This is a genomic window from Patescibacteria group bacterium, assembly GCA_041662665.1.
Classification (GTDB): Bacteria; Patescibacteriota; JABMPQ01; order JABMPQ01; family JAQVVF01; genus JAQVVF01.
In genome coordinates, this window is record JBAZSC010000001.1 from 525186 (window position 1) to 550635 (window position 25450).

Annotated in this window: 24 protein-coding genes; 17 read left to right on the plus strand and 7 right to left on the minus strand. The window is 32.8% G+C overall.

The genetic code is table 11. The features are described from left to right. Nucleotides 1-44 precede the first annotated feature (44 nt). The 11 genes from rfbB to WC663_02780 all read left to right on the plus strand — a co-directional run bounded on the left by rfbB (nucleotide 45) and on the right by WC663_02780 (nucleotide 9843). On the plus strand, nucleotides 45-1061 hold the full coding sequence (gene rfbB / locus WC663_02730) for a dTDP-glucose 4,6-dehydratase (protein ID MFA6296240.1): 1017 nt from the start codon (nucleotides 45-47) through the stop codon (nucleotides 1059-1061). Further along, the gene (locus WC663_02735; protein MFA6296241.1) at nucleotides 1048-1596 is read left to right on the plus strand and encodes an NUDIX hydrolase; all 549 of its coding nucleotides are present in this window, start codon (nucleotides 1048-1050) and stop codon (nucleotides 1594-1596) included. The genes rfbB and WC663_02735 overlap by 14 nt, the downstream gene beginning before the upstream one ends. 2 nt (nucleotides 1597-1598) lie before the next feature. Next, nucleotides 1599-2429, plus strand: coding sequence for a dTDP-4-dehydrorhamnose reductase (gene rfbD, locus WC663_02740; GenBank protein ID MFA6296242.1), 831 nt, complete (start codon nucleotides 1599-1601; stop codon nucleotides 2427-2429). A 122-nt stretch (nucleotides 2430-2551) separates the two neighbouring features. Beyond that, the gene (gene rfbA, locus WC663_02745) at nucleotides 2552-3430 is read left to right on the plus strand and encodes a glucose-1-phosphate thymidylyltransferase RfbA (protein MFA6296243.1); all 879 of its coding nucleotides are present in this window, start codon (nucleotides 2552-2554) and stop codon (nucleotides 3428-3430) included. 3 nt (nucleotides 3431-3433) lie between these two features. After that, on the plus strand, nucleotides 3434-3670 hold the full coding sequence (locus WC663_02750) for a hypothetical protein (GenBank protein ID MFA6296244.1): 237 nt from the start codon (nucleotides 3434-3436) through the stop codon (nucleotides 3668-3670). A 33-nt stretch (nucleotides 3671-3703) separates the two neighbouring features. After that, on the plus strand, nucleotides 3704-5077 hold the full coding sequence (locus tag WC663_02755; GenBank protein ID MFA6296245.1) for a hypothetical protein: 1374 nt from the start codon (nucleotides 3704-3706) through the stop codon (nucleotides 5075-5077). Continuing rightward, nucleotides 5049-5546 (plus strand): NUDIX hydrolase, encoded by a 498-nt coding sequence (locus WC663_02760; GenBank protein MFA6296246.1) that lies wholly within the window; start codon nucleotides 5049-5051, stop codon nucleotides 5544-5546. Before WC663_02755 ends, WC663_02760 begins: the two co-directional genes overlap by 29 nt. A gap of 3 nt (nucleotides 5547-5549) precedes the next feature. After that, nucleotides 5550-6137: an HD domain-containing protein gene (locus WC663_02765; protein MFA6296247.1), complete on the plus strand. Its 588-nt coding sequence runs from the start codon at nucleotides 5550-5552 to the stop codon at nucleotides 6135-6137. 43 nt (nucleotides 6138-6180) lie between these two features. Further along, nucleotides 6181-7110, plus strand: coding sequence for an SDR family NAD(P)-dependent oxidoreductase (locus WC663_02770; protein MFA6296248.1), 930 nt, complete (start codon nucleotides 6181-6183; stop codon nucleotides 7108-7110). A 170-nt stretch (nucleotides 7111-7280) separates the two neighbouring features. Further along, nucleotides 7281-8429, plus strand: coding sequence for a methionine adenosyltransferase (metK, locus tag WC663_02775; protein MFA6296249.1), 1149 nt, complete (start codon nucleotides 7281-7283; stop codon nucleotides 8427-8429). 97 nt (nucleotides 8430-8526) lie between these two features. After that, nucleotides 8527-9843 carry a UDP-glucose/GDP-mannose dehydrogenase family protein gene (locus WC663_02780; GenBank protein ID MFA6296250.1) on the plus strand — a complete coding sequence of 439 codons (1317 nt, stop codon included), beginning with the start codon at nucleotides 8527-8529 and terminating at the stop codon, nucleotides 9841-9843. Nucleotides 9844-9960: 117 nt separating this feature from the next. Here the strand turns inward: WC663_02780 and WC663_02785 are convergent, their stop codons facing one another. Next, a complete protein-coding gene (locus tag WC663_02785; GenBank protein ID MFA6296251.1) occupies nucleotides 9961-10371 on the minus strand; it encodes a hypothetical protein in 411 nt (136 codons plus the stop codon). 152 nt (nucleotides 10372-10523) lie between these two features. Continuing rightward, entirely contained in the window at nucleotides 10524-12155 is a 1632-nt protein-coding gene (locus tag WC663_02790; GenBank protein MFA6296252.1) for a hypothetical protein, read from the minus strand. A 148-nt stretch (nucleotides 12156-12303) separates the two neighbouring features. Between WC663_02790 and WC663_02795 the strand changes: the two genes are divergently transcribed. The 3 genes from WC663_02795 to WC663_02805 all read left to right on the plus strand — a co-directional run bounded on the left by WC663_02795 (nucleotide 12304) and on the right by WC663_02805 (nucleotide 16525). Continuing rightward, nucleotides 12304-13329, plus strand: a complete 1026-nt coding sequence (locus WC663_02795; protein MFA6296253.1) for a hypothetical protein — start codon at nucleotides 12304-12306, stop codon at nucleotides 13327-13329. Nucleotides 13330-13814: 485 nt separating this feature from the next. Beyond that, complete coding sequence (locus tag WC663_02800; protein ID MFA6296254.1) at nucleotides 13815-14126, plus strand: hypothetical protein; 312 nt, start codon at nucleotides 13815-13817, stop codon at nucleotides 14124-14126. A gap of 26 nt (nucleotides 14127-14152) precedes the next feature. Next, on the plus strand, nucleotides 14153-16525 hold the full coding sequence (locus tag WC663_02805) for a MopE-related protein (GenBank protein ID MFA6296255.1): 2373 nt from the start codon (nucleotides 14153-14155) through the stop codon (nucleotides 16523-16525). 94 nt (nucleotides 16526-16619) lie between these two features. Here the strand turns inward: WC663_02805 and WC663_02810 are convergent, their stop codons facing one another. Together WC663_02810 and WC663_02815 are read right to left on the minus strand one after the other, a co-directional pair. Then, the gene (locus WC663_02810) at nucleotides 16620-17354 is read right to left on the minus strand and encodes a hypothetical protein (protein MFA6296256.1); all 735 of its coding nucleotides are present in this window, start codon (nucleotides 17352-17354) and stop codon (nucleotides 16620-16622) included. 171 nt (nucleotides 17355-17525) lie between these two features. After that, entirely contained in the window at nucleotides 17526-18110 is a 585-nt protein-coding gene (locus WC663_02815; GenBank protein ID MFA6296257.1) for a hypothetical protein, read from the minus strand. Between the two features lie 149 nt (nucleotides 18111-18259). Here WC663_02815 and WC663_02820 point away from each other — a divergent pair, with 149 nt between their 5' ends. Continuing rightward, on the plus strand, nucleotides 18260-19189 hold the full coding sequence (locus WC663_02820) for a hypothetical protein (GenBank protein MFA6296258.1): 930 nt from the start codon (nucleotides 18260-18262) through the stop codon (nucleotides 19187-19189). An 85-nt stretch (nucleotides 19190-19274) separates the two neighbouring features. Here the strand turns inward: WC663_02820 and WC663_02825 are convergent, their stop codons facing one another. The 3 genes from WC663_02825 to WC663_02835 all read right to left on the minus strand — a co-directional run bounded on the left by WC663_02825 (nucleotide 19275) and on the right by WC663_02835 (nucleotide 23180). Continuing rightward, nucleotides 19275-20378, minus strand: coding sequence for a hypothetical protein (locus WC663_02825; GenBank protein ID MFA6296259.1), 1104 nt, complete (start codon nucleotides 20376-20378; stop codon nucleotides 19275-19277). A 128-nt stretch (nucleotides 20379-20506) separates the two neighbouring features. Next, nucleotides 20507-22102, minus strand: coding sequence for a S8 family serine peptidase (locus tag WC663_02830; GenBank protein MFA6296260.1), 1596 nt, complete (start codon nucleotides 22100-22102; stop codon nucleotides 20507-20509). Nucleotides 22103-22238: 136 nt separating this feature from the next. Beyond that, nucleotides 22239-23180, minus strand: coding sequence for a UDP-glucuronic acid decarboxylase family protein (locus WC663_02835; protein MFA6296261.1), 942 nt, complete (start codon nucleotides 23178-23180; stop codon nucleotides 22239-22241). Nucleotides 23181-23238: 58 nt separating this feature from the next. Between WC663_02835 and WC663_02840 the strand changes: the two genes are divergently transcribed. Together WC663_02840 and WC663_02845 are read left to right on the plus strand one after the other, a co-directional pair. Next, a complete protein-coding gene (locus tag WC663_02840) occupies nucleotides 23239-24555 on the plus strand; it encodes an oligosaccharide flippase family protein (protein MFA6296262.1) in 1317 nt (438 codons plus the stop codon). Then, nucleotides 24521-25450, plus strand: coding sequence for a glycosyltransferase family 2 protein (locus WC663_02845; GenBank protein ID MFA6296263.1), 930 nt, complete (start codon nucleotides 24521-24523; stop codon nucleotides 25448-25450). The genes WC663_02840 and WC663_02845 overlap by 35 nt, the downstream gene beginning before the upstream one ends.

The following is a 25450-nucleotide window of genomic DNA, read 5'->3' on the forward strand; positions in this document are numbered from 1 at the left end:
AACTTTTTTCTCTTTTCTATTTTCTATTAACTATTTCTAATCATATGAAAATTTTAGTCACAGGAGGTCTAGGTTTTATAGGCGCAAACTTTATTCGCTACATGTTATCAAAATATCCAGACTATCAAATTGTCAATTTAGACAAAGTTACTTATGCTGGAAATTTTGAAAATTTAAAAGGCATTGATAAAGATCCTCGCTACCAATTTTTAAAAGGCGACATTGCTGATTCTAAATTAGTTAATAGTTTAATTTCAGTTCAAAAGCCGGATGCTATCATTAATTTTGCAGCTGAAACACATGTTGATCGATCAATCATGAATCCAGGCGATTTTATCAATACTGATGTTTTTGGCACACATATTTTACTTAATGCAGTTAAAGATCATAATATAAAACGCTATATCCAAATTTCAACTGATGAAGTTTATGGTGATTTTGATAATGGCGGATTTGCAAAAGAAAATTCACCACTTAGACCTTCATCTCCATATTCTGCATCAAAAGCAGGAGGAGATCTTCAAGTTTTAGCATTCAGACGAACTTACAATTTACCAGTTATGATTACAAGATGCACAAATAATTATGGACCATATCAATATCCAGAAAAAATTATTCCACTTTTTATTACAAATTTATTAGAAGGTAAAAAAGTTCCAGTCTATGGTGATGGCCAACAAATTCGTGATTGGTTGCATGTTGATGATCATTGTTCTGCAATTGATTTGGTTTTACATAAAGGCAGAGATGGCGAGATTTATAATATCGGCGCTAACCAAAATCCAGAAATTCCAAATTTAGATTTAACAAAAAGAATTGTTTTGGTATGCAACAAAGATGAAAAATCAATTGAATATGTCAAAGATCGTGCTGGCCATGATCGTCGTTATGCTGTTGATGTTACAAAAATCAAAACAGAATTAGGCTGGCAACCAAAATATGATTTTGATTCTGGAATTGCACAAACTATTTCTTGGTACCAAAATAATTTAGACTGGTGGAAAAAAATCAAGACAGGAGAGTATTTAAATTATTACAAACAGCAATATGTTCAAAGATAATCTGGCAAACAAGATAATTAAAAAAATTTCATCAAAAGAAATATTTTCTTGCAAATGGTATAAATTAAAACATGATAAATTAATTCTTCCTAATGGTAAAAAAGGCGATTATTTTTATATTCATAAAAAAGGTTGTGTAATGATTATTGCAATTGAGAATAATAATATTATATTAACTGAACAATATCGATATCTATCAAAGAAAAATAGTATAGAGCTACCAGCTGGCGGTTTTGATAATGGAAATCCTAAATTCCATGCTCAAAGGGAATTTGAGGAAGAAACAGGTTACAGAGCAAAATATTGGAAAAAAATAGGAATTTTTTATCCGTATAATGGAATTTCAAATGAGATTTGTCATGTTTTCTTAGCAAAGAATTTAATAAAAACTAAAGTAAATCCAGACGAAACTGAATTTATTAAGATAATAAAAAAACCAGTTAAAGAAGTTTACAAAATGGCAGAACAAAATAAAATTACTGATGGCATGACAATTTCTGCATTATTTTTAGCTAAAAAGTATTTAAAAATATAAATATGAAAATATTAATAACCGGCGCTCGTGGCATGTTAGGCCAAGATTTATGTTCTCTTTTAGAAAAAGAACATGAAATAATAAAATATGATCGCGAAGAATTAGATATTACAAATGCAGAAATGGTTGACGAAGTTCTGCCAAAATTAAATCCAAATGCAGTTATAAATTGTGCTGCTTTTACTGATGTTGATGGTTGTGAAGAACAAACAAAAAAAGAAATTGCCATGAAAGTTAATGGCTATGGACCAGGAAATCTAGCCAAAGCTTGTGCAAAATTAGACATCCCATTTTTTCATTACAGCACAGATTATATTTTTAATGGCCAAGAAAAAAATGGCTATAAAGAAGATTATGACAAAATAGATCCAATCAATGCTTATGGCGAAACAAAAGCATTGGGTGAAAAATTAATTAAAGAAAATTGTACAAAATATTATATTTTAAGAACAGCCTGGCTTTATGGAAAATTAGGCAAAAATTTTGTTGACACAATGTTGCAATTAGCTCAAAAAAATGATAATTTAAGGGTAGTCAACGATCAGCACGGCAAGCCAACTTTTACTTTAGATTTAGCCAAAAGAACAAAAGAAATTCTGGATCAAAAAGTGAAGCCAGGAATATATCATGTAACCAATGAAGGAGAAGCGAGTTGGTACGATTTTGCTAACGAAATTTTCAAAATTAAAGGCGTAAAAATAAAAGTTACGCCATGCAAAACTTCTGAATTTCCAAGGAAAGCTATAAGACCAGAATATTCCGCATTAATAAATACTAAATTACCGGCAATGAGAAAATGGCAAGAGGCGTTAGCCGAGTATTTAGCAAACTAATTTTCAATTATCAATAATCAATTTACAATAAATTTTCAATTCACAATTCTCAATGAGCTGTTTGTAAATTAGTTCATTGGAAATTGATTGAAAATTGGAAATTGTAAATTGAAAATTAAATCATGAAAGGCATTATTTTAGCTGGAGGGTCGGGAACACGTCTATATCCGTTAACTCAAAGCATCTCAAAACAGATCATGCCAATTTATGACAAGCCGATGATTTATTATCCATTGTCGATTTTGATGCTTTCAGGAATTAGAGAAATTTTAATTATTTCAACTCCAAGAGATATAACAACTTATCAAGATTTACTTGGCAACGGCAAAAAATTCGGCCTAAAAATTTCTTATGCAGTTCAACCTTCTCCAGATGGATTAGCACAAGCATTTATAATTGGTGAAAAATTTATCGGCAAAGATAGCGTCAGTTTAATTTTAGGCGATAATGTTTTTTACGGTCATGGATTTAAAGGCATGTTAAAAAAAGCATCCAGAATAAAAAAAGGCGCTGTAATTTTTGGCTATTATGTTAATGATCCAGAAAGATATGGCATCGCTGAATTTGATAAAAAATTTCGAGTTTTAAGTATTGAAGAAAAGCCAGAGCATCCAAAATCAAATTACGCAATTACTGGTTTATATTTTTATGATAATTCAGTTGTCAAAAAAGCAAAATCTTTAAAACCATCAGCAAGAGGCGAGTTAGAAATTACAGATTTAAACAGATTATATTTAAATGAAAAGAAATTAAAATTAGAAATGCTCGGCCGAGGATTTGCTTGGCTAGACACTGGCACTCATGAAAGTCTTTTAGATGCCTCAAATTTTATTCAAACAATTGAAAAAAGACAAGGCTTGAAAGTTTCTTGTCTTGAAGAGATTGCTTATACAAATGGTTATATTAACAAAAAGCAATTATTAAAATTAGCAGAACCGCTGAGCAAGAATCAGTACGGTCAATATTTGCTAAAGATTGCTAATGAAAAAAACTTATTCTAATTTATGAAAGTGATAAAATTAGATGGTGCAAATATGGATATCGATCTAGTATCTGAAGACAAAACATCTTGGAAACAAATGAAATGCCCATGGAACGAAAAAGATAAAAATAATATTCATAAGTGTGCAATTAAAAATATATCAATCTGTAAATATTTTTGCGGTGTTGAATACTTAGATAATGTTTTATGCTGTTATCCAGAAAAAAATATTGTGAAAGATAATAAACAGAAAAAGTAATTTATATATATTAGCTTTGCTATAGCCAATTTTATGTACAAAATCAAAATCAAAACAAAAATTTTAATAACCTTAGCGTTATTATTCATACCGATCTTCTCAATTAAAGCAGCGTACTTCAACCCTGACAATATTTTAACAGACGAAGAATATACAAATTCCAAATCATTAACAACATCAGCGATTCAAAGATTTTTAATAAAAAAGGGAAGTGAATTGGCAGTTTTACAATACAATGGTAAAAGCGTTGCTAAAATTTTTCATGATTCAGCTGTAAAATACGGTATTAATCCAAAATTATTAATTGCAACTGCACAAAAAGAACAAAGCACTATCACTGATTCGAGTCTTTCAGATTATCAAAAAAAATATTTAATGGGTTATGCTGTTTTTGATCGATTCAACCCTATTCAATACAAATACCAAGGAATTCCAAAACAAATTGATAGCGCAGCTTGGCAATTTCGCCAATATATAGACAATCCAAGTTATTATGGCTATCAAAAAGGTTTAACAAAAACAACTTCTGATGGTTATACAGTGACTCCAAAAAATAATGCAACAGCAGGATTATATAATTACACTCCACATGCAGGTTTAGGAAAAGGTGCAACAGTTGATGATTCAGGAAATGGAAATTTTTTGTTCTGGCAAATCTGGACAAACTGGTTTGCAAATTATTATCCAAATGGAACTTTATTAAAAATAGAAGGAGATGATACTCTTTATGTTTTGCAAGGAGAAAAAAAGAAACCTTTTCTTTCAGACAGAATAATCACAACCTCAAAATATAAAGATACTCAAGCAGTTGTACTGTCAGCAGATCAAGATAAATATTTGACTGGCAAGCCAACAATTTTTCCAGATGGCACATTACTTTATGATCAAAATAATAATTATTTCATAATTAGTCATAAAAAAATCAGGCGTTTTCAATCACTAGATGTCATGAAAAAATTAGGTTATCACAAAACTAATGCCCAATTTATCGATCAAAAAGGAAAAGATTATTATGAAAAAGATTTACGAATTAAAGAAGACGTTGTTTTTCCAATCGATGGTACAGTAATTTATGAAAAGACATCAAATATAAAATATTTACTGGAAAATAGTCAGAAGCGTCCAATTATTAGTGACAAAATTTATAATAATCAATTTGATTCAAGAAATTTAGTTGCAGTTTCAAAAGCAACATTAAACAAATTAGAAACTGGCAGTCCAATTTTATTTCGAGATGGCACATTAATCAAAGATGGCGCTTCTAATTTATATGTCATTGAATATGGCAAAAAGCGACCAATTTCCAAAACAACTTTTGAAAAAATGGGTTATAAATATGAGAATGTAATTTTGACTCAATATAAACTCAGAAAACTTCATGAAACAGGAAAAAAAGTTAAAATCTAGTTTAGTTAAATGTACGTCATTGTACGGAAAAAAGTGTTTAATTGATAAGAAAAAAATAAGGAATAGGGTCTCTGTTTATGCTGTCATAATTGATAATGGAAAAATATTATTAACAAATTCAAGAAACACGAATAAGCTCTTTTTACCTGGCGGAGAAGTTGAGAATGATGAAACAATAGATCAGGCATTAAAAAGAGAGCTCAGAGAAGAAACAGGAATTAAAATAAAAATAAAACATTTTTTAAATTTTAAAGAAGTGTTTTTTTATTATGATCCATGGGATGAGGGATACCACAATTTTTCTTTTTTCTATCTTTGCAAACCGATCACCAAAAAGCTAACAGAAAAATATCAAGTTGAATTTGATGAATCAGAAAAACCAGTCTGGAAAAAATTGTCAGAACTAAAAAAGAAAGATTTTCAATTTCCAACCTACGACATTATTAAAAAATTCTTGATTGTAAAATAATTTATGATTAAAGAAAAAGACTTTAAAATTACAATGAATCAGATTTGGATATTAGCAAAGCCTTATTTAGAAATGGGGACAATGAAAAATTTTATTATCCATTCAAAAGGAGTTTTGTTAGCTATGACAATGTTGTTGAAAAAAGAAAAAGGTGACAAAGAAATTTTATTGCCTGCAGCTATTTTACATGATGTTGGTTTCTCTAAAGTTTCAAAAGAATTGCAAAAAAGTAATGATAAGGCTGTAAAGACAAAAGTGTTAAGACAGCATTTAGAATTTGCGCCAGAAATTATAAAGGAAATTTTAAATAAAGTCGGTTATAATAAAAATGATATTGATGAAGTTATTCAAATTGTTATAGCTCATAAATTTCAAGATCCAAAAGAATTAGATAAACAATTATTAATTGACGCAGATACATTATCCGATGTTTTTAAAGAACAATTTTATTCTGATGCAAAAGCCTACAATAAAACTCCTCAGGAATTTTATAACGTTAGAAAAGATAACAAATTTTATACAAAAACAGCAAAAAACATTTTTTATCAAGAATTAAAAAATAGAAAAGAAGAAATTTTTATAAAAAAATAATTCACGTAGCGACAGGGCACTGCCCTGTCGCTACCAAAACATTATGAAAATATTAGTCACAGGCGGTGCAGGCTTCATTGGCTCGCACATTGTCGATAAATTAATAGCAGAAAATAATGAAGTTGTTGTTATTGATAATTTATCAACTGGCAAAAAAGAAAATTTAAACAACAAAGCAAAATTTTATCAAGCTGATATCAAAAATTTTGAAGATGTAGAAAAAGTATTTGAGCAAGAAAAACCAGAATATATTTGTCACCAAGCAGCTCATGCCTCAGTTTCAGAATCAGTCAAAGATCCAATTTATGATGCTGAAAATAATATTTTAGGATCAATAAATATTATAAAATTAGCAATCAAATATAATATTAAAAAAATAGTTTTCGCTTCAACAGGTGGCGCAATGTATGGCGATGCTGAAATTATTCCAACGCCTGAAAAATCAGAAACAAAGCCGGTTTCTCCATATGCTGTTACAAAGCTTGCAGTTGAAAAATATTTATATTGCTTCAATTTTTTAAATAAGTTAAACTATACTATTCTACGCTATGCAAATGTTTATGGCCCAAAACAAGATCCATTTGGTGAGGCTGGAGTAGTTGCAATTTTTAGCCAAAAAATAGTTAATAATGAACAGCCAATAATCAACGGCGATGGCAAATACACTAGAGATTATGTTTATGTTACAGACATCGCAAATGCAAATTTATTGGCATTGAAAAGTGAAAAATCGCAAAATATTTACAATGTAGGAACTGGAATAGAGACAGATGTTAATACAATTTTCCAGAATTTATCTAAAATTTCTGGAAAAAATATTCCTGAAAAACATGGTGAAGCAAGAAAGGGTGATCATAGAAAAGGTGCAATCGATTCAACAAAAATTAAGCAAGAATTAAATTGGCAACCAACAGTTAAATTAGAAGATGGTTTGAAAGAAACATATAAATGGTTTTCGAACTTAAAATCCTAAGCACTAAATCCTAAATACTAAACAAATCCAAATTACTAAAACTCAAATTTTCAAAGGTCGCAACATTGTTTTATATTTTGTAAATTAGAATTTTGAATTTGTTTTGAGTTTAGTATTTAGGATTTAGTGCTTTCTAATCTAAATTAATTTTAACAAGTCAAAAATAAAACATGAATAAGTACATCTTTACATCAGAGTCAGTAACAGAGGGACATCCTGACAAAGTAGCAGATCAAATTTCAGACTCAATTCTGGATGAATTATTAAAACAAGATCCAGATTCAAGAGTCGGCTGTGAAACACTAGTCACAACTGGATTAGTTGTTGTTGCAGGCGAAATTACAACCAAGGCATATGTTGATATTGCAAAGATAGCAAGAAAAACAGTTAAAGAAATCGGTTACAACAAGCATGAATATGGTTTTCATCATGAAGATTGTGGTGTTGTCGTAAGTATAGATGAACAAAGTCCAGACATTGCCATGGGTGTTGATAAAACTAAAAAGAAAAAACAAGGAGCAGGCGATCAAGGCTTGATGTTTGGTTATGCGACAAATGAAACAGAAGAATTAATGCCATTGCCAATTATTTTGGCTCACAAGCTTTGCCAAAAATTAGCAGAAGTAAGAAAAAATGGGACTTTAAATTATTTAAGACCAGATGGAAAATCAGAAGTTGCTGTAGAATATGAAGACAATAAACCAAAAAGAGTTAATACAATTGTTATTGCAGCTCAACATGATGAAGATATAAAATTAAGCCAAATAAAAAAAGATATTATTGAAAAAGTTATTAAACCAGTTTGCGGTAATTGGTTAACTAGAAAAACAAAATTCTTTGTTAATGCTACTGGTAAATTTGTTAAGGGCGGACCTCCAGCTGATTGCGGTTTAACTGGCCGAAAAATAATTGTTGATACTTATGGTGGTCATGGAAGTCATGGTGGAGGCTGTTTTTCAGGTAAAGATCCATCAAAAGTTGATCGTTCAGGTAGCTACATGGCAAGATATATTGCCAAAAATATTGTTGCATCTGGAATAGCAGAAAGATGTGAAATTCAAATCGCTTATGTCATTGGTGTTGCTGAGCCAATTAGTATTTTAGTTAATACTCACAACACTTCAAAAATCAGCAATGAACAGATTGAAAAAATAATTCGACAAGTTTTCGATCTAACTCCAGAAGGAATTATTGAAACATTGAAATTGAAACGTCCAATCTACAAAAAAACAGCAGCTTATGGACATTTTGGTCGCAAAGACAAAGATTTCACTTGGGAAAAAACGGATAAGGTAAAAGAAATCAAGAAATTAATTTAATACAAATCTACGAATTTTATGCTAATCTACGAAAATACGAATGCGCCGATTCGCATATTTGTAGATTAGCATATATTCGTAAATTCGTATCACACTTATGAAAATCGCAGTTGTCGGCACTGGTTACGTTGGCTTAGTCACTGGTGCATGTTTGGCAAAAGTAGGTCACACAATTACTTGTGTAGATATAGATAAAAATAAAATTGCCAGATTAAAAAAAGGCATTATTCCAATCTATGAGCCAGGCTTGGACAAAGTTGTCAAAGAAGTAATAAAAAAGAACAAGCTTAGTTTTGATATTTCATTAAAAAATGTTTTAAGCGAAGTGCAAGCTGTATTTATTGCAGTCGGCACTCCAGCCAGAAAAGATGGCAAAGCTGATCTAAAATATGTTTTTGACGTTGCAAAAGAAGTAGGTGAAACCTTGGCCGCCGAAGCCAGCAGGCGAAGGCGGCAGGATTATAAAGTCATTATTAATAAAAGCACAGTACCAGTTGGAACAGCAAAAGAAGTCACAAATATTATTGCAAAATATTATAAAGGCGAATTTGCTGTTGTCTCAAATCCAGAATTTTTGAAAGAAGGCTATGCAGTTGATGATTTTATGAAGCCAGACCGAATTGTCGTTGGCACTTCTTCCAAAAAAGCTAAGAAAATAATGCAAGAAATTTATAAACCTGTAAAAGGTAAAAAAGTTTTTACGGAAGTGCAAAGTTCAGAGATGATTAAGTATGCATCAAATGCTTTTCTAACAACCAAAATTTCTTTTATCAATGAAATAGCAAATCTTTGCGAATTAGTCGGTGCTGATGTAAAAGAAGTTTCCTTTGGAATGGGATTAGACAAAAGAATTGGCAAGAGTTTTTTGAACGCTGGAATTGGTTATGGTGGTTCCTGTTTTCCAAAGGACACTACAGCCTTAAATCAAATTGCTGGTACAAAAGGTTATGATTTTAAATTGCTAAAGGCAGTTATTGAAGTTAATTCAAAGCAAAGAAAATACGTCATTGATAAATTAGAACAAGTTTTCGGCAATTTAAAAAATAAAAGAATCGCAGTTTTGGGCTTAGCTTTCAAAAATAATACCGATGATGTTAGAGAATCAGCTTCGATAGATATTATCAGAATGTTGACCGGAGTTGGCGCAAGAGTAAAAGCCTATGATCCAAAAGCAAATGATAACGCAAAAGAAATTTTAAATTCTGGAGTTAAAATTACTAATGATCCATACGAAGCAATAAAAAATTCAGACGCATTAGTAATTGCAACAGAATGGCCAGAATTTGCTAATTTAGATTTTGATAAAATCAAAACATTATTAAAAAAGCCAATCATAATTGATGGCCGAAATTTGTTAAATTCTGTTATAATAAAAAAACTCGGCTTTCAGTATTATGGAATTGGCCGAGCTTAAAATCAAAAATATAAAAACTTAAAAATATTTTTCTACCCTGGCCATGTTTATCCGCCGATTTATCTGCCGTAGTTTTTAACGAAGGCAGAAGTAACGACGGAGGCGGACCAGGGGTTTTTATTTTAAATCATTTTGACTATTATCTAACAACAAATAAGATATTAGCCATATTAAAACACCAGAAAGTATTGAAATTATAATACTTAAAACAATTCCCAAAGACATAATTTTTACAAAAATTAAAATTGCAGCAATTAATCCTAAGAAAAAAGCAAGTATCGAAAATTTCCAAGAATTTTTTTCTTGATTTTCTGTAACTAATTTATCATCATTGTCTTTAATAAGAATTAACAATATTCCAGAGATAATAACAATTGCAAGTATATAATTCAAATTGATAAAATTACTAACAAAATTATCAAATATCTGATCAATCAAAAAGAAAAATAAATAGCCAATCAAAAAAATTCCAAATATTTGTTGAAAAATAATATTTAATATATCTTTATAATTTTTTTGCCCAGACAAATTTTTTTCCATAATAAACTAAGTAAAACAATTAAATTTTGTAAGTAGTGTCCGCATATTCCGCGTAAGTTCCGCGTATTTCCGCGCAAAAAATTAATTTAACAAACATATCTTATTATCAGTTTAAAATAAAACATACAAAAAATGTATTTTTATCGGCTATATTTTAGATCAATTCTATTTATTTTGACATCTCCAGCATCATTACGGTTGTATTGAGGAAATATCAATAATAAATTAAAATTATTTTTTTCATCTAAATATAAATTATTAACATCAAAATCAGCACTTGCATTTGTAGTACCATTTTTTTCCTCAGGCTTTTCAAAATAATCAGAAATAATATAATTGCAACTCTCTTTATTGAATTTTGCAAAATCAGAAAAATTAATCAAATTATTTACATTTAATGCTTGTAAAGATTCCATATTAGTAGCAATCAAATTATTAAAATCAATGTTCAAGTCAGCCTTTGGCATAAATATTTTTGAATATATATTGCGATTAAAAATATATGGCTTATCAATTTTTATGATATCTAGTTCTTTCTTTTGAAATTCTGGACCAAATTCAGTAACCATTCCTTTTTCTTTAGTGATTGTAACAGTTTGCAAAGCAGAATCGCGAAGAGCTGTAAAAGACATATTTCCGCTATTTGAATATAAATCAACGCTTTTTTCTGGATCTAAAAGTTTAATATTGTTGACAAAAGCCCAATATTTTTGTTTTGTTATTAAAGAATCAAATACAATATCATCACTAGCATCAAGATAAATATTATAAAAACCTTCTTTTAAATTTGGTATCGTAACACTTAAATTTTTGATAGCTGAAGCAACTTCATCGCCTTTTTCATTTCCATCATCAGATATATTTTTTTCTAAGATCTTTTCATCTCCTCTAAAAATAAAAATATTAAAATCACTTTTTTCTTGTAAAGTATTCAAGTCTTGATAATCAAAATTAAAATCTAAATCTTCATTTGCTAAATATGTTTTGATTATCGTAAATCCATTTAATTGATAATCAAAACTATTAGTGGAAGATGCAGGAGAATAATCAGGCACTTTAGCAAGATCATTAAGTCCATCTATATTAAAAGTGCAGATTTTCTCTTTTTGTATTAGATTTGGAATATCATTCATAAAACTGCCAACATCTTCATAATCATAATTTACCCAATTTTTTTTAGGATTTTTTTCTTTCAAATATTCACTATCTTTGTCATACATCAATGCGCAATTTTCATATTCAGCAACTGGATCAATATCACTTTCTGATTGAAGTTCCTTAACTTTTTTTTCGCAAATATCATCGCCTTTCTGGTATAAAATTTTGCTTTGATTTTTATCAGCTATTCTATACCAATCCAAATTATCAAAAAGCTTATTCTCTAAAATTTTCGTTGCATTTTTGTATGTTGGTTTATATTTAAATGGACTCTTTAAAGCAATTGATGCCATGACAAAATTTGTATTTTGATTTTCGTATTTTACTTTTACATTCAAGTTATTAAAAGTCTTAAAAACTTTAATTTTTAATTGTGCTAAAAATCCAGTAACTCTGCGGTAAGTCTGGCCAGTTTTTAAATTTTTTTCAGCATTATCCAATCCAATAGTTTCAGTTACATAAGCAGGTAACTTACTCGAATTAAAAACTATTGCTAACTTTGTAGATCCAAATGGCCCAAAATAAGAAAACAGAGCATAAATCAAAATAATAGCAATTACTACAATTGAAAAAATTCGCGCTATTTTTGCGTAAGTTTTTGTATTTAGTTTCATATATTAAAAGTATACCATATATTTTACATCAATAATATAAAATTGAAAACTTGACAAGTGGATAATCTTTTGTTACGCTATTTTGAAGCAAATCTGTGCCGAAGTACCGAAAAACAACCCGTTTCCGAGAGAAGAGGAGGAGAAAAAGATGAGAATCCTGAACTTTCTAGTATTTTGTGGAGTTGCTTGTTTTTCATCGACTGCTTATACTCAAGAAGAATCCGAAAGCAAGTCGGATATTGCTATTGTTTTGATGTCTGAAGAAACTCATGATCAGAGAATGGTAGATGATGCTGTTGAAATGATTATTGCCAAATTTTCAAATGAAAAGATCCAGTCTTCTGGCAAAGAAATGTTTGGCAGTGATTCTGATGAACAGATCAAAACTTGTCTGAAAGACAATTCTTGTGTACAAAAAAAAGCTGTGGAAAAACATGTTTCCCGAGTATTTTATGGAACTTTGGCTAGTGACAGAAGAGTTGAAAATGTTGTAGTTATCACTCCTGGCAAGAGATACAATAAGATCAAGGATGTTGTTCCAGTAGAGAAGAAAACTCTGACTATTAGACTGACTATGTTTGATGCAGTCAACAACAAGGTTGAAATGTCATGGGTGAGCAAAAAGATTGAACCAAGCAAACTCGCTTCTGAAGTTCTGACTGACATTGCTTCCGAAGCTGTTCGTATCTACAAGGCAAGTCCACTGACCTGGCCAGAAACAAAAAAGCCAAATACTGAAGTCAAGGTTGAAATTGTAAATGTCGATCCTGTTTCAGAACCAGCCAAGCCAGTTGTCGAAGAAGTGCAGGAAAAGCCAATCGTTCTGCTGGATCCTGAAGTGAGCAATTTGGATTGGCATTTCTGGACGAGCGTTGGCGGTGCAAGTGTCGGTGTAATCTTGATTTCTGCAGGCAGTTACTACGGTCTCAAGTCAAGCAATGCTAGCGACAATTATGATGCAACCAACATTCAGACCCAGGCAGAAAGCTTTAAAGATGAAGCAGAATCTGCTGGATCAACTGCTAACATTATGTTTGCTTCTGGTGGAGTTCTGATTGCAGGCAGTGCAGCTCTTTATGTTCTTGATCAATTCGGTATTCTCGATGCCAATGAATCACCTCAGGCAGTTTTCGTGCCAAAAGACGGCATGTTCTGTTTGAACCTTTCGTTCTAAACGCTATTTTTGGCGTTTTTTTATTGCCTGAAATCCTATATTTTACGTTCAGCTTAAATATTATATTTGAAAATAATAATGCTTCTAGGCTCAAAAATTGACAAAATTATACAAAATATCCATAATAAGCCATTTTCTCTTGCCAAAATTTTATGATTATGCTATTATAATATGAACAGAAAACCAGGAAAGGTCGGTTACAGGACCGAACCTTCACATCAAGAGAGGAGGAAGAGAGATGAGACAAACAGCATTAATGTTTTTGTTGTCCTTGTATTTTGTTGGTTGTATTGCAGAGTTGGCACCTGCTGATGAAAAGAATGGAAAGAATCTTTGTGATGAAAATGCACGTTGCTCTGATGGCTATACTTGTGTTTGCAACATGAATAATCATTCCAAGATTTGCGTGAAGAATCCGAATGCTGAAATGATTTTGGCAAACAAGTCTACTGTCTGTGAAGAGACTATGTCTGACACCGGACCCGATGCTGAAGCTGACGCCGAAGTTGGAACAAGCGCTGATATCGACGCTGATTCTAACGCTGAAGCGGACGCTGAAGTCGGAACGCCTGATGAAGATTCGACGACTGATACAGATGCCAACGCTTCTACCGATGTCGAGCCTGATGAAGGCAACGATGTTGGTAATGACGCTCAGCCTGATGTCTCGCCTGACAATGGAACCGATCTCGGTTCTGATGTCGGTGAAGATGTTCCTTGTATTCCCGCAACCGAAATCTGTGATGGCGTTGACAATGACTGCGATAGCTATACTGACGAAGATTTCAACAATCTGAATCAGTCCTGTTCTGTCGGACTCGGTTTGTGTGAGAACGAAGGCGTTTACGTTTGTAGTACCGATAGAAGCACAACTGTTTGTAATGTTGCAGCTTTTCAAGCTTATCCTGAAGAATGTGATGACATGGACAACGACTGCGATGGCCAAACTGACGAAGATTTGGTTGGCTGTTGCGACGTTGACGCTGTTCAGGAATGCGGATCTGATGTTGGGGAATGTGTGAAGGGCGAGATGACTTGTCAGGAAGATGGCAGTTGGGGCGACTGTGAAAACGCTGTTGGTCCGACTGTTGATCTTTGCGACAGTCTTGACAATGACTGTGATGGCGCAACTGACGAGGATTTTCTGAATCGAGGGATGGAATGCCAGATTGGTCAAGGCAACTGTCTTTCTAATGGCAATTATGCTTGTACTGAAGATATGTTTGGAACTTTCTGTGCAGCTCTGATCATCCAGCCGTCCAATGAGGCTTGCGATCAGCAGGATAATGACTGCGATGGCGCAACTGATGAGGACTTGGTTGGATGTTGCGAGCCTAACGATCAGGTCGAATGCGGATCCGCTGTCGGCGAATGCCGTAAGGGTCACAAGACTTGTTCGATTGATGGTGTGTGGAGCGAATGTCTTGAAGAAGTGAAGCCAATGGCTGAACTTTGTGATGGCAAGGATAACAACTGCGACGGTCAGACAGATGAAACCTTTGCTAATCTGAACAGCGAATGTCAGATTGGGCGTGGTGAATGTCTGTCGATTGGTCGCATGACTTGCGGTGTTGATCAGCAGTCAACGTCTTGTAATGCAGATATCCTCACCGGCAACGATGAGATCTGTGATAACAAAGATAATGACTGCGATGGCGATGTTGACGAAAATCTGCTGCGTGAATGTGGCAGTGACGTCGGTGAATGTGAGATCGGTATCCAATCTTGTTTTGCTGGTGGCTGGCTTGCCTGCGAAGGTGAGATTCAGTCGAGCGACGAGATTTGTGATAACCTTGATAACAATTGCGACGGTAATACAGATGAAGGTTTCAACATCAACGATCAATGCTTTGAAGGTCTTGGCGAATGCCAGGCTGAAGGCGTGATCGTTTGTGTTGATGAGAATATGAGTGCTTGCAATGCAGTTGTCGGTCAGCAGTCGGAAGAGACATGCGATGGCTTGGACAACGATTGCGATGGCAATACAGATGAAGAGTTGGAAAATTGTTGTATTCCTGATACCATTTCCGAATGCGGTATTGACACTGGCGAATGTGTGAAGGGAACTTCCACTTGCCAGGCAGACCGTACTTGGGGTTGGTGTTTGGATGCAACTGGACCATCGGATGAAATCTGCGATGGATTGGATAACAACTGCGATGGCGAAACAGACGAAGGTTTGACTGGTTGTTGCTCACCTTCCGTTTCTCGCAACTGCGGATCTGATGTGGGCGAATGCTCTCATGGGACGCAGATTTGCTGGGAAAGCCGTGAGTGGGGCGAATGCCAGAATCAGACTTTGCCTGCAAATGAAATCTGCGATGGACTTGACAATGACTGCGATGGCCAGACAGACAATGGATTCGACCTCATGGCTGAAGCCAATAACTGCGGCCAATGCAATTATGTTTGTGGCAGTCAGGGGACAGTGAGTACTACTTGCGAAGCAGGTGAGTGCGTTCTGACGTGCAGCCGCTTCCGAGTTGATTTGAACACTGATCCGACTGACGGCTGTGAATGTGAAGTCACCAATTGCGGTGTGGAAATCTGCGATCAGGTGGACAACGATTGTGATGGTGCAATTGACGAAGACTGTGATTCTCTCGTCATGTACCTGAGCTTCGATGGACACATGAATGATGGATCTACCAATGCCAACAACGCTCTCAACCATGGCGCCACTTACACTGCTGATGCAGTTTGTGGCCAGGCAGCATCGTTCGACGGAGTCGACGATTATGCCGAAGTGGCTGATAGCGTGAGCATGGATTCGATTGTGAATGAGTTTACGATTTGCGTTTCAGCAAATGTGACTGATTACGAAAGAGGTGATGTTGTATTCTCAAAGTTTAGGCTGCAACCAGCACTTGGAATCGAATGGAACGATGTAACTATGGAAAACAACTGGACATTCTTTTTAAACCGAGTAAAGCTTGCTCAGGGAAGAACTGTTAATGTGAATCAGTGGATTACTTTCTGTGGGAAATTCAAGCAAGGAGTTTTTACTGCATACATTGATGGCGAACAAATTTGGCAAGGTAATGCTCAAAACCCAGTTGGCGGTATTACCTATATTGGGTCTAACGATATGCCACCAGCCAAGAACAGCCACACAAAGATTGATGAGACTACATTTTATAACGTTGCACTTTCCGATGAGGAAATCCAGCACTACTTTGAAATCATGAAACGCTAGCACTTTTTTTACCACAGATTTTTCTGTGGTTTTTTTGTACAAAATAAAAACTTCCTTGCATATTTAGCAAGGAAGTAAAACAAATAATATTAAATTAATAAACAGTTAGATAAAATCCTGTAGGATCTGAACCTGCACCAGTATCATCATAAAAATCAATCGTAACCGATGTTGTACCAACAGACCTAATAACAGCAAATAAACTTGTACCAGAAATAAGAGGAGTAACATTAAAATAATTAGAAGAAATATTTGTTGTTGCTCCAAAATCAACTGTATATCTTCCAGCTGTTGAATTATAGCTAGGCGTTATTGTTGTTCCATTAGCTAGTTTGTTAAATTGGGTGGCTGCTGTTGGAGTAGAGGGAGTCGAAGTGTTAATATACGCTGCCGCCTTTACAACTCCATCCATAGAAAAATCCATTTTATCACCAGTTACAGAAGCACTTTGCAAATTACCAGAAGTTATAGTTTCGCTAGCAATTTTATTTCCAGTTACAGCGCCTTCGCCAATTTTTCCATTTGTAACAACACCAGTTCCAAGATTATCAGCACCAACAATATTGCTACCTTGCAAAATTCCGCCAACTTTGACATTTCCTTGAACTTTCAAATGATCCTTGATATAAACTTTTTTGCCTTTGACAGGATTTCTGATAAAACCTTTTACTAACAATTGTCCTTTATTGCTGTTTGTTCCAACAGTCAATGTTTTTTTTACTAGACCAGTATCAATGGTCCAGACAGATGCTGCGCTTGCAAAAGCAGTTGTAAACAACAACGCGCTTCCTAAAACAAGCGACAACCCTAAAAATCTTTTTTGTTTCATTTGTTTGTATTAATTATTTTTTAAATTTATAAGTAATTTTAATTAATTTTTATGCGTAAATTCTGCGTTTTCTGCGTTCGATTCTGCGTTAGTCTGCGTTATAACAAATTAAATATTACGAATTGTGCTTAATTTTTCAGCCTTTGTAATTAATTAGCACTTCTTATCAATTTATGATTTAAGCTCAATAGTTGGAAAAGCTTTTATTTTACTAATCTTTTCATACTCGATATCACTTAGAATTCGATGACCTTTTAAAGTATCAACTAAAACAATTATTTTTTCATCTAACTTTCTAATAATCAAAATAACATCACCCTTTGCAGAATCAATTTTATTGATCAAAGATTCTTCAACATGATCAATTTTATTTGTTAATTCTTTTTTAATACCATCAACTTTAATATTTAATATTTCTAAATCTTCTTTTGTTGCGGTCTCTTCAAAACCTTTTGCAACCATTAATGCAAGTTCTGAAATTTTTTTATCGAATTTTTTATCAAGTCTTTTTTCTTGTTGATTAAAACCAATATCCATTTTTTTATCAAGTCTTTTTTCTTGTTGATTAAAACCAATATCCATTTTTTTATCAAGTCTTTTTTCTTGTTCTTTAAAACCACTATCCATTTTTACGGATAATTTTTCAAACTTTGTAGATATCTTTTCAACCTTTGTAGATATCTTTTCAACTTTTGTGCCAAGCTTTTCAATCAATTTGGCCAAATCATTAATTGTAATTTCTTTTTTTATTTTCATGAATTCAAAAATTTTATCACCAAAATTATAACACATTTTTTCTAAGTCAACAAATATACTGTTGATAATAAATCAAAGTTGACAAATATCAATTTTAAAAGTATTATATATAAATCGTACCTTGCCAAAAAGAGAACAGGAGGGAAGAGATGAAAAGGGAAATGACATTAGTTATTTTATTGTCAATTTTGCTTGCATCTTGTATGAGCTATCCAGAAAGAATCAAGGCTTACACAACCGGCAATCCTGGAAAGCCATTTAGAGTCTTAGGCAGTGCTGAAGCAACATATATTCCCCAAGGATATTCCAAAAAAGTTGCGCCTGGTCTGAAAAGCTATGAAAGAAATTATGAAAAATATGGCGACACAAAAACTCATGTCAGCAGCTATAATTTGGAAGCTCCGCCTGATTTGAAGCCTGATTATCAAGAAGCAAATCGACTGATGCTCATCATGGCCTATCGTCAATATGGATCAATTCTTGCTGCAGTTGTTAATGTTCGTTATTCAACTTCCAAAGAATATTATGCAGAAGGTGGTAAGGTTGATACCAATTTACAACGAATGCGCGTGAAAGCTTCTGGCACAGCTGTCTGTTTTATTGATCGGCAAAACAAATGCATTGCCTATGATGATGATTCTGTAATTGAAGAAGAGTCTACAGCAGTTGCTTCAATTCCAAAAGAAAAGCCAGTTGCAATGAATGATTCACCAGGAGAAAAGTTGCTTGTTTCTCGAAATATTTTAGGAAGTGATTTGCTATCAACCAAAACTGATACTGATACAAAGAGACATTCAAAAGGATTCAAGAAAGGATATTTTTACGATTATGATTTATTTTCGATTAGAATTATGGAATTCAAAACTCCCAAAATTGCAAAAAGTTATCTTGAATCTCTGGGTAAAAAGCCAAATGCCAAAAGAGTCAACGAAGGATTCTATTGGCTTAGTCAACAAGATTCTGAACAAACTTCGTACCTAGTATATCTGCTTGATCCGACAAAAGTTGTTGCTATTTATCCTGCTGATAAGAGCTTAAGTACAGCTGCAAAAATTTCAGCTGAGTTGGAAAAGAAATAATGTTCTATTTTTAGTCTCAATCGAAGAAAGTCTTCGATTTTTTATTTTAAAATAAAAAAAACCGAAGAAAATCTTCGGTAGAATCTTACTCCTTTTCGAGCTCTTGATTGATATATCCAGAGCCATCTGAAGCTTCAAAAACACGAGGAAGACTATTCCAATCCCAATCATAAGTAAATGTCTTAAAGCCAGGCTTTTTGATTTCAATTTTAAATGGATAACTAGGCAAATTATCAAGAGTTAATTCAGCAGAATCACCAGGTTTCACAGATTTCAAAACGCCACGTCTTTCACCACTTATAAATACTTCTGAATCTTCTTGCCCGATAAAATCAATCCTTCGCACTTTCTCAACTTTCTTACTTCTTGTAACATACTTTTTCTGATCACTATCATAATAATTAAAATATTTCGTTACAGAACCACCACCTGAACTATCCGTTGTGACGAGCATTGGAAAATTGCCATCCGTATTTGGCTGAACGTCCTTGATTGATGGCGCGCTTTCGAAAATCATTTTCGGTGATTCATCGACAATTGACCACAGATTAGAATAACAATTGCCAGATCTTGCATGGCAAGTATCTGAAACTAGCACTTCATCAATTCCATCACTATTCAAATCTTTCACTTCAGAGATTCCGCAATTATCCATGCTGTTTTCTTCATCACAATTATGATGTTTGCAATAGCAAGAAGCTAATGCAGTTTCCTTCAGTGCAGTTTCTAGATTCGTCTTTCTAATTGCTTTGAAATCTTCTGATTCTGGACAATTGGCATCAACTTCAACTGAAATGTTCCGCAGTTTGAAGCCTTCATCGAAAATTTCATAAGACAATGTCAAACATTGCTGATAAATGAAAACACCAGGTCTGCGACCAGCAACGCCATCTTCAAAATTACCTGCAAAAGTAAGGAGAGAATTTCTAGACTCTTTGGGCGTGCATGTATTATTCACAGAAATTCTCACTTTGATTTCAGCTTTTTCATCACGCGTCAACTTTTCAATCTGTTCGGGATTTGTCAAAGTAAAAGTGCAATTCAAGTTTCCAGATGAAAATCTTCTAGCCAAATTAATATAATACAAATTCACATCCTGCTCAATTTGTTTTTCTTCAACTTCTTTTTTGCATGACACTAGAGAAGAAATCGCAAGAATCGCCAGCAAAAGTGCTAGTGTTTTTCTCATGACTTTTTCCTCCTCCTCTCTCGTTTTTGGGAGTAAAATTTTAAAAGAACAATACCATAACATACGCTAAACTTTAAATTTTGTCAAATAAAAAAAACCGAAATAAATTCGGTTAAAAGAGCAAAAAATTACAAACAAAGTCTTAGAGGCATTCTCCCATAAGGTTGATCAAAGCTTTTGCAAGTTGTGCCAACAGGACATTCACTAAACAAATTGCAATTATCACAAGTTACTCCCAGATCTTGACCACGATCTTTTTCCTCAAAACAAGCTTCGGTGCAAGTTCCTACAAGACATGGCAAATCAAAATCACAATCACTGTTTTGCGAACAAGGTTTGCCAATTCCATGATTTGGCAAATCCATTTCATGAGTTGCTTTTTTCACAGCTTCCAAGACATTGATTCTTCTCCAATAATGAAAAACACCGTCAGGATAAGTAACTAGAATTTCTGTTGCTGATTCATACATAATTCTTCTAACTTCATCAGGATTCAATTCTGGTCTTATCTCTTTCAGTAAACCAGCAAGTCCAGCAACCATTGGCGAGGCAAAAGAAGTACCTTCTCCAATTGAATAAGAATTATCAAGACCCAACAATCTTAAATCCTTTCCAGGTGCAGCCAATGTCAAAATATTAGGATCATCATTTTGAGAAAAATTTGAAAAAGTAGTTCTATTCTCAAGACCATATTGGTCATAATAAGTTGCACCGACAGAGATAACTTCAGGATAAGCAGAAGGATAATGGTTTGTCGCATCAATGAAAGTATTGCCTGCTGAACAAACAATGACAACGCCATGTTTGTTTGCATACACTACTGCCAAGTTCAGCATGCCCAAAGAAAAATTATTTGCTGATAAAGTATTTCCGCTATAATTTATTACCGATGCGCCTCTTTTTGTTGCCATTACAATTGCCGAAACCAGCGTTCTTATTAAACTATGGTTTTCGCCAGTATCAGGAAAAATCTTGTATGCCAGAAAATCAGCATTATATGCAATTCCATTAATTCCTGTGCCATTATTTTGAGCAAAGATAATTCCAGCAGTTGCAGTTCCATGCCCATCAGAATAATAGACATTGTTATCAGTATCAGCAAAATCATATTTTTCAACATCTAAGCCAGCAAATTCTTGATGATTCAAGTCAAAGCCATTATCCAAATCCGCAATTTTGATAGGATGAAGAGTAATACCATTTTGTTCAATGAAGTCATAAGCTTGTGCTAATTTGATTTTCTCAAATCCCCACAGTCCAGCGTCATCTTTGCCTTCAATATCCAAACTTTCAAGCTGTACAGCATAATTCTTTTCTGCCAATTCGACATTATAATTAGCGAGCAATGTATCAATCTTTTGTTCAATTTCTTCAATGGAATTGCAATCAAACTTTAATTCATAAATATTTAAATCAGGAATGAATGCCGATATTTTTGCATCAACAATTCCAAGAACAATTTCAATGCCAGAAATGCTCACATCATCCTTGAATTTGACAAGCAACGTGTTAGTTGAAGCAATATTTCCATCAGAATCAACAACATTTAAATTTATATCAATTGGTGTCAGATAAAAATCTTCAACTTGCCAAATTACACTTTCGCAATAACTATCATCACAAAGCTTCTTTGCTGTTTCAGTGCCAGTGAATTTACTTTCTTCATCTGAATCAGTACAAGCAATCATTAAAAAGGCTAGGCAGAGCAAACTGGTGTTTCGCATCTTTTTCCTCCTTCTTGGTCATTAACCTAGAATTTGTAATGAGCTAACCAAAAATATAATTAAATAATATAACATAAAAATATAAATTTGTAAAACAAAAACGGGATTTTAGCCCGTTTCTTAGATTTAAATTAATTTAAGAGCTGCGTAATGCCTTTTTAAAATAAGGTATAGTTTTTTTAAGTCCAGAAGTTAAATTAATCGTTGGTTCCCAATCTAAAACTTTTTTAGCCAAAGAAATATCAGGTTTTCTTTGCTTTGGGTCATTGATTGGCAAAGGCTCATAAATAAGTTTACTTTTTGATTTTGTCAGTTTTATCACAAGATTTGCCAATTCAAGCATTGTAAATTCTCCAGGATTGCCAAGATTTATTGGACCAGTAATTTTATCATCAGTTTCCATCATTTCATAAAGTCCATTTACTAAATCATCTACATAACAAAATGATCTTGTTTGCTTTCCTTTGCCATAAATAGTTATTGGTTTATTTTGCAAAGCTTGAATAAGAAAATTTGAAACAACTCTGCCGTCATTCATAGCTAATCTCGGACCATAAGTATTAAAAATTCTAACAATCTTTATTTTCACTTTATTTTGTCGCCAGTAATCCATAAATAATGTTTCAGCACATCGTTTTGCTTCATCGTAGCAAGATCTAGGACCGATTGGATTAACATTGCCCCAATAGCTTTCTTTTTGCGGATGGACTTTTGGATCGCCGTAGACTTCTGAAGTTGAAGTTAACAAAATTTTAATCTTTAACCTTTTTGCTAAACCAAGCATTTGGATCGCACCTAAAACATTTGTTTTAGTTGTCTGAATTGGATCCTTTTGATAATGAATCGGTGCTGCAGGCGAGGCAAGATGGTAAATCTGATCAACTTCAATATATAACGGCCAAGTAACATCATGTCTAATGACTTCAAAATAAGGATTTTTTAACAAATGAATAATATTTTGTTTTTGGCCAGTAAAAAAATTATCAACACATATAACCTCGTTGTCTTTTTTTAACAAGTATTCACATAAATGTGAACCTATAAACCCCGCACCTCCAGTAACTAAAATTCGTTTCATAAAATTTAATTCTAGTTCTCAATTATTAATTCATAGTATATAATACTTTCATAACATTATGTCATCATTTTTATATAAAATCAAACAAAATTTAATCGCAAGCTTATTTTTAAAAAATACTGTAATTTTATTTTCAGGAACAATAATTGCCAGTGTCTTAAATTATCTTTTTAATTTAATTATTGGTCGCGTATTAACAGTTGATGAATATGGCCAATTAGTCTCTCTCGAAAGTATATTCTTAATCGTAACAATGATTGGCGGCGCGATTATTTTAGCAGGAACTAGAAAAGTTGCGGAATATAAAGCTAACAAAAATTTTGCAAAACTTGCTCAATTCAAATCATATTTTGAAAAAAAATTCTTGTATTTTGGAATTATTGTTTTCATAATTTTAACGGCATTTTCAGATTTAATTGCTCAATATTTAAAAATTCAAAAAGCCCCAATTATTATTATGGCTTCATGTCTTATTCTTGCGTATGTGGGTAGTTTTTATATATCTATATTGCAAGGTTTACAAAGATTTAAAGCACTTTCTATTGTAAATGTTATAGGTACAATTCTTAAGATTATATTGGGCGTTGGATTAGTTTTGCTTGGATTTTCAGTTTCCGGCGCTGTAGTTGGTTATGTTTTTCCTTCAGTTATTTGTGCAGTGATTATTTATTTGTTATTAAGGGATATAAAACTGAACAAGGCAGATTTTATAAATCTTCAGTCGATAAAAATTAGCACTAAACAAATTCAAAGCATTAGCTATTTTTTTATTACATCTCTTTGCTTAACCCTTTTATATAATATTGATTTGATTTTAGTCAAACATTATTTTTCTAATAATGACGCGGGACTCTATAGCTCTTTAGCAATGCTAGCTAGAATAATTTTTTTCGGAACAGGTATCATTGCATCTGTTCTCTTGCCAATGGCAACTGAAAAATTTGAACGCCAAGAAAAACATCAACATTTATTTATTTATGCCTTGTTACTAGTCACAGTTTTGGGAATATTATTAAACATCTTATATTTTATTTTTCCTGAGCAAATTATAAAAATGCTATTCGGCGCAAAATACCTACAAAGCAGTAATCTTTTAGGAATAATGAGCGTTGTAATGACTGCATATTCCATTTTAAATCTGATTATTACATATTTAATTTCTATTAAAAAATTTATATTTTTACCAATTCTTGCAGCTGGCTCAATTTTGCAAATTATATTTATAATAATTTTTCATGCTTCACTTTTTCAAGTTATTATGATATGTTTAATTATAAATAGCTTGATCTCGCTTATAAGTTTTATGTTTGTTTATTTTCCTAAAGAAAAGAATAAAAATTATGCCGAACATCTCAATAGTAGTGCCGGTTTATAACGAATCAAAAAATTTAGATTTTTTTTGCAGAGAGATCAATTCAGTTTTGAATAAAATACCAAATTTGACTTATGAAATAATTTTTGTCAACGATGGGAGCAAAGATAACAGTCGAAACGTTCTTAAAAATTTAGCGAATCAAAATAACAAAATTAAATATCTTGATTTTACAAAAAACTTCGGCAAAGAAATTGCAACAACGGCGGGCTTGAATTTTTGCCAAGGCGAAGCAGCAATTACGATTGATGCCGACTTGCAACATCCACTTTATTTAATTCCAAAATTTATAAAGTATTGGCAGAAAGGGCATAAAGTCGTTATCGGTGTCAGAAATAAAAGCAAAAGTGATAAGACTACCAAAAAAATTGGTTCCTGGATGTTCTATAAAATAATAAATAATATTTCTGAAACAAAAATGGTTCAAGGATCAACAGATTATCGGCTTTTGGATCGCCAAGTTATTGATGAATTTAATAAACTTAAAGAAAAAAATAGAATAACACGTGGTCTAATCGATTGGCTCGGTTTTGATAAGAAATATATATATTTTGATGCACAAGACAGAAAAGAAGGAAAACCAGGTTACAGTTTTTTAAAATTAGTTAGGCTCGCTTTTTCTTCTTTTGTATCAATGAGCCTTTTTCCTTTAAAACTTGCTGGCTACTTAGGAATATTTATTATGATTGGTTCAGGAATTTTCGGAATTTATATGTTTTTCACAAACTATATTTTAGGGATGAAAAATTTTTCAGGGCCAGCAATTTTAGCAATTATAAATTTATTTTTAATTGGCATTGTTCTAAGTTGCTTAGGCTTAATTGCCTTGTATATCGCTAACATCAATTTTCAGGTTATTAATCGGCCATTATACATTATAAATAGTAAAAAGTTATAA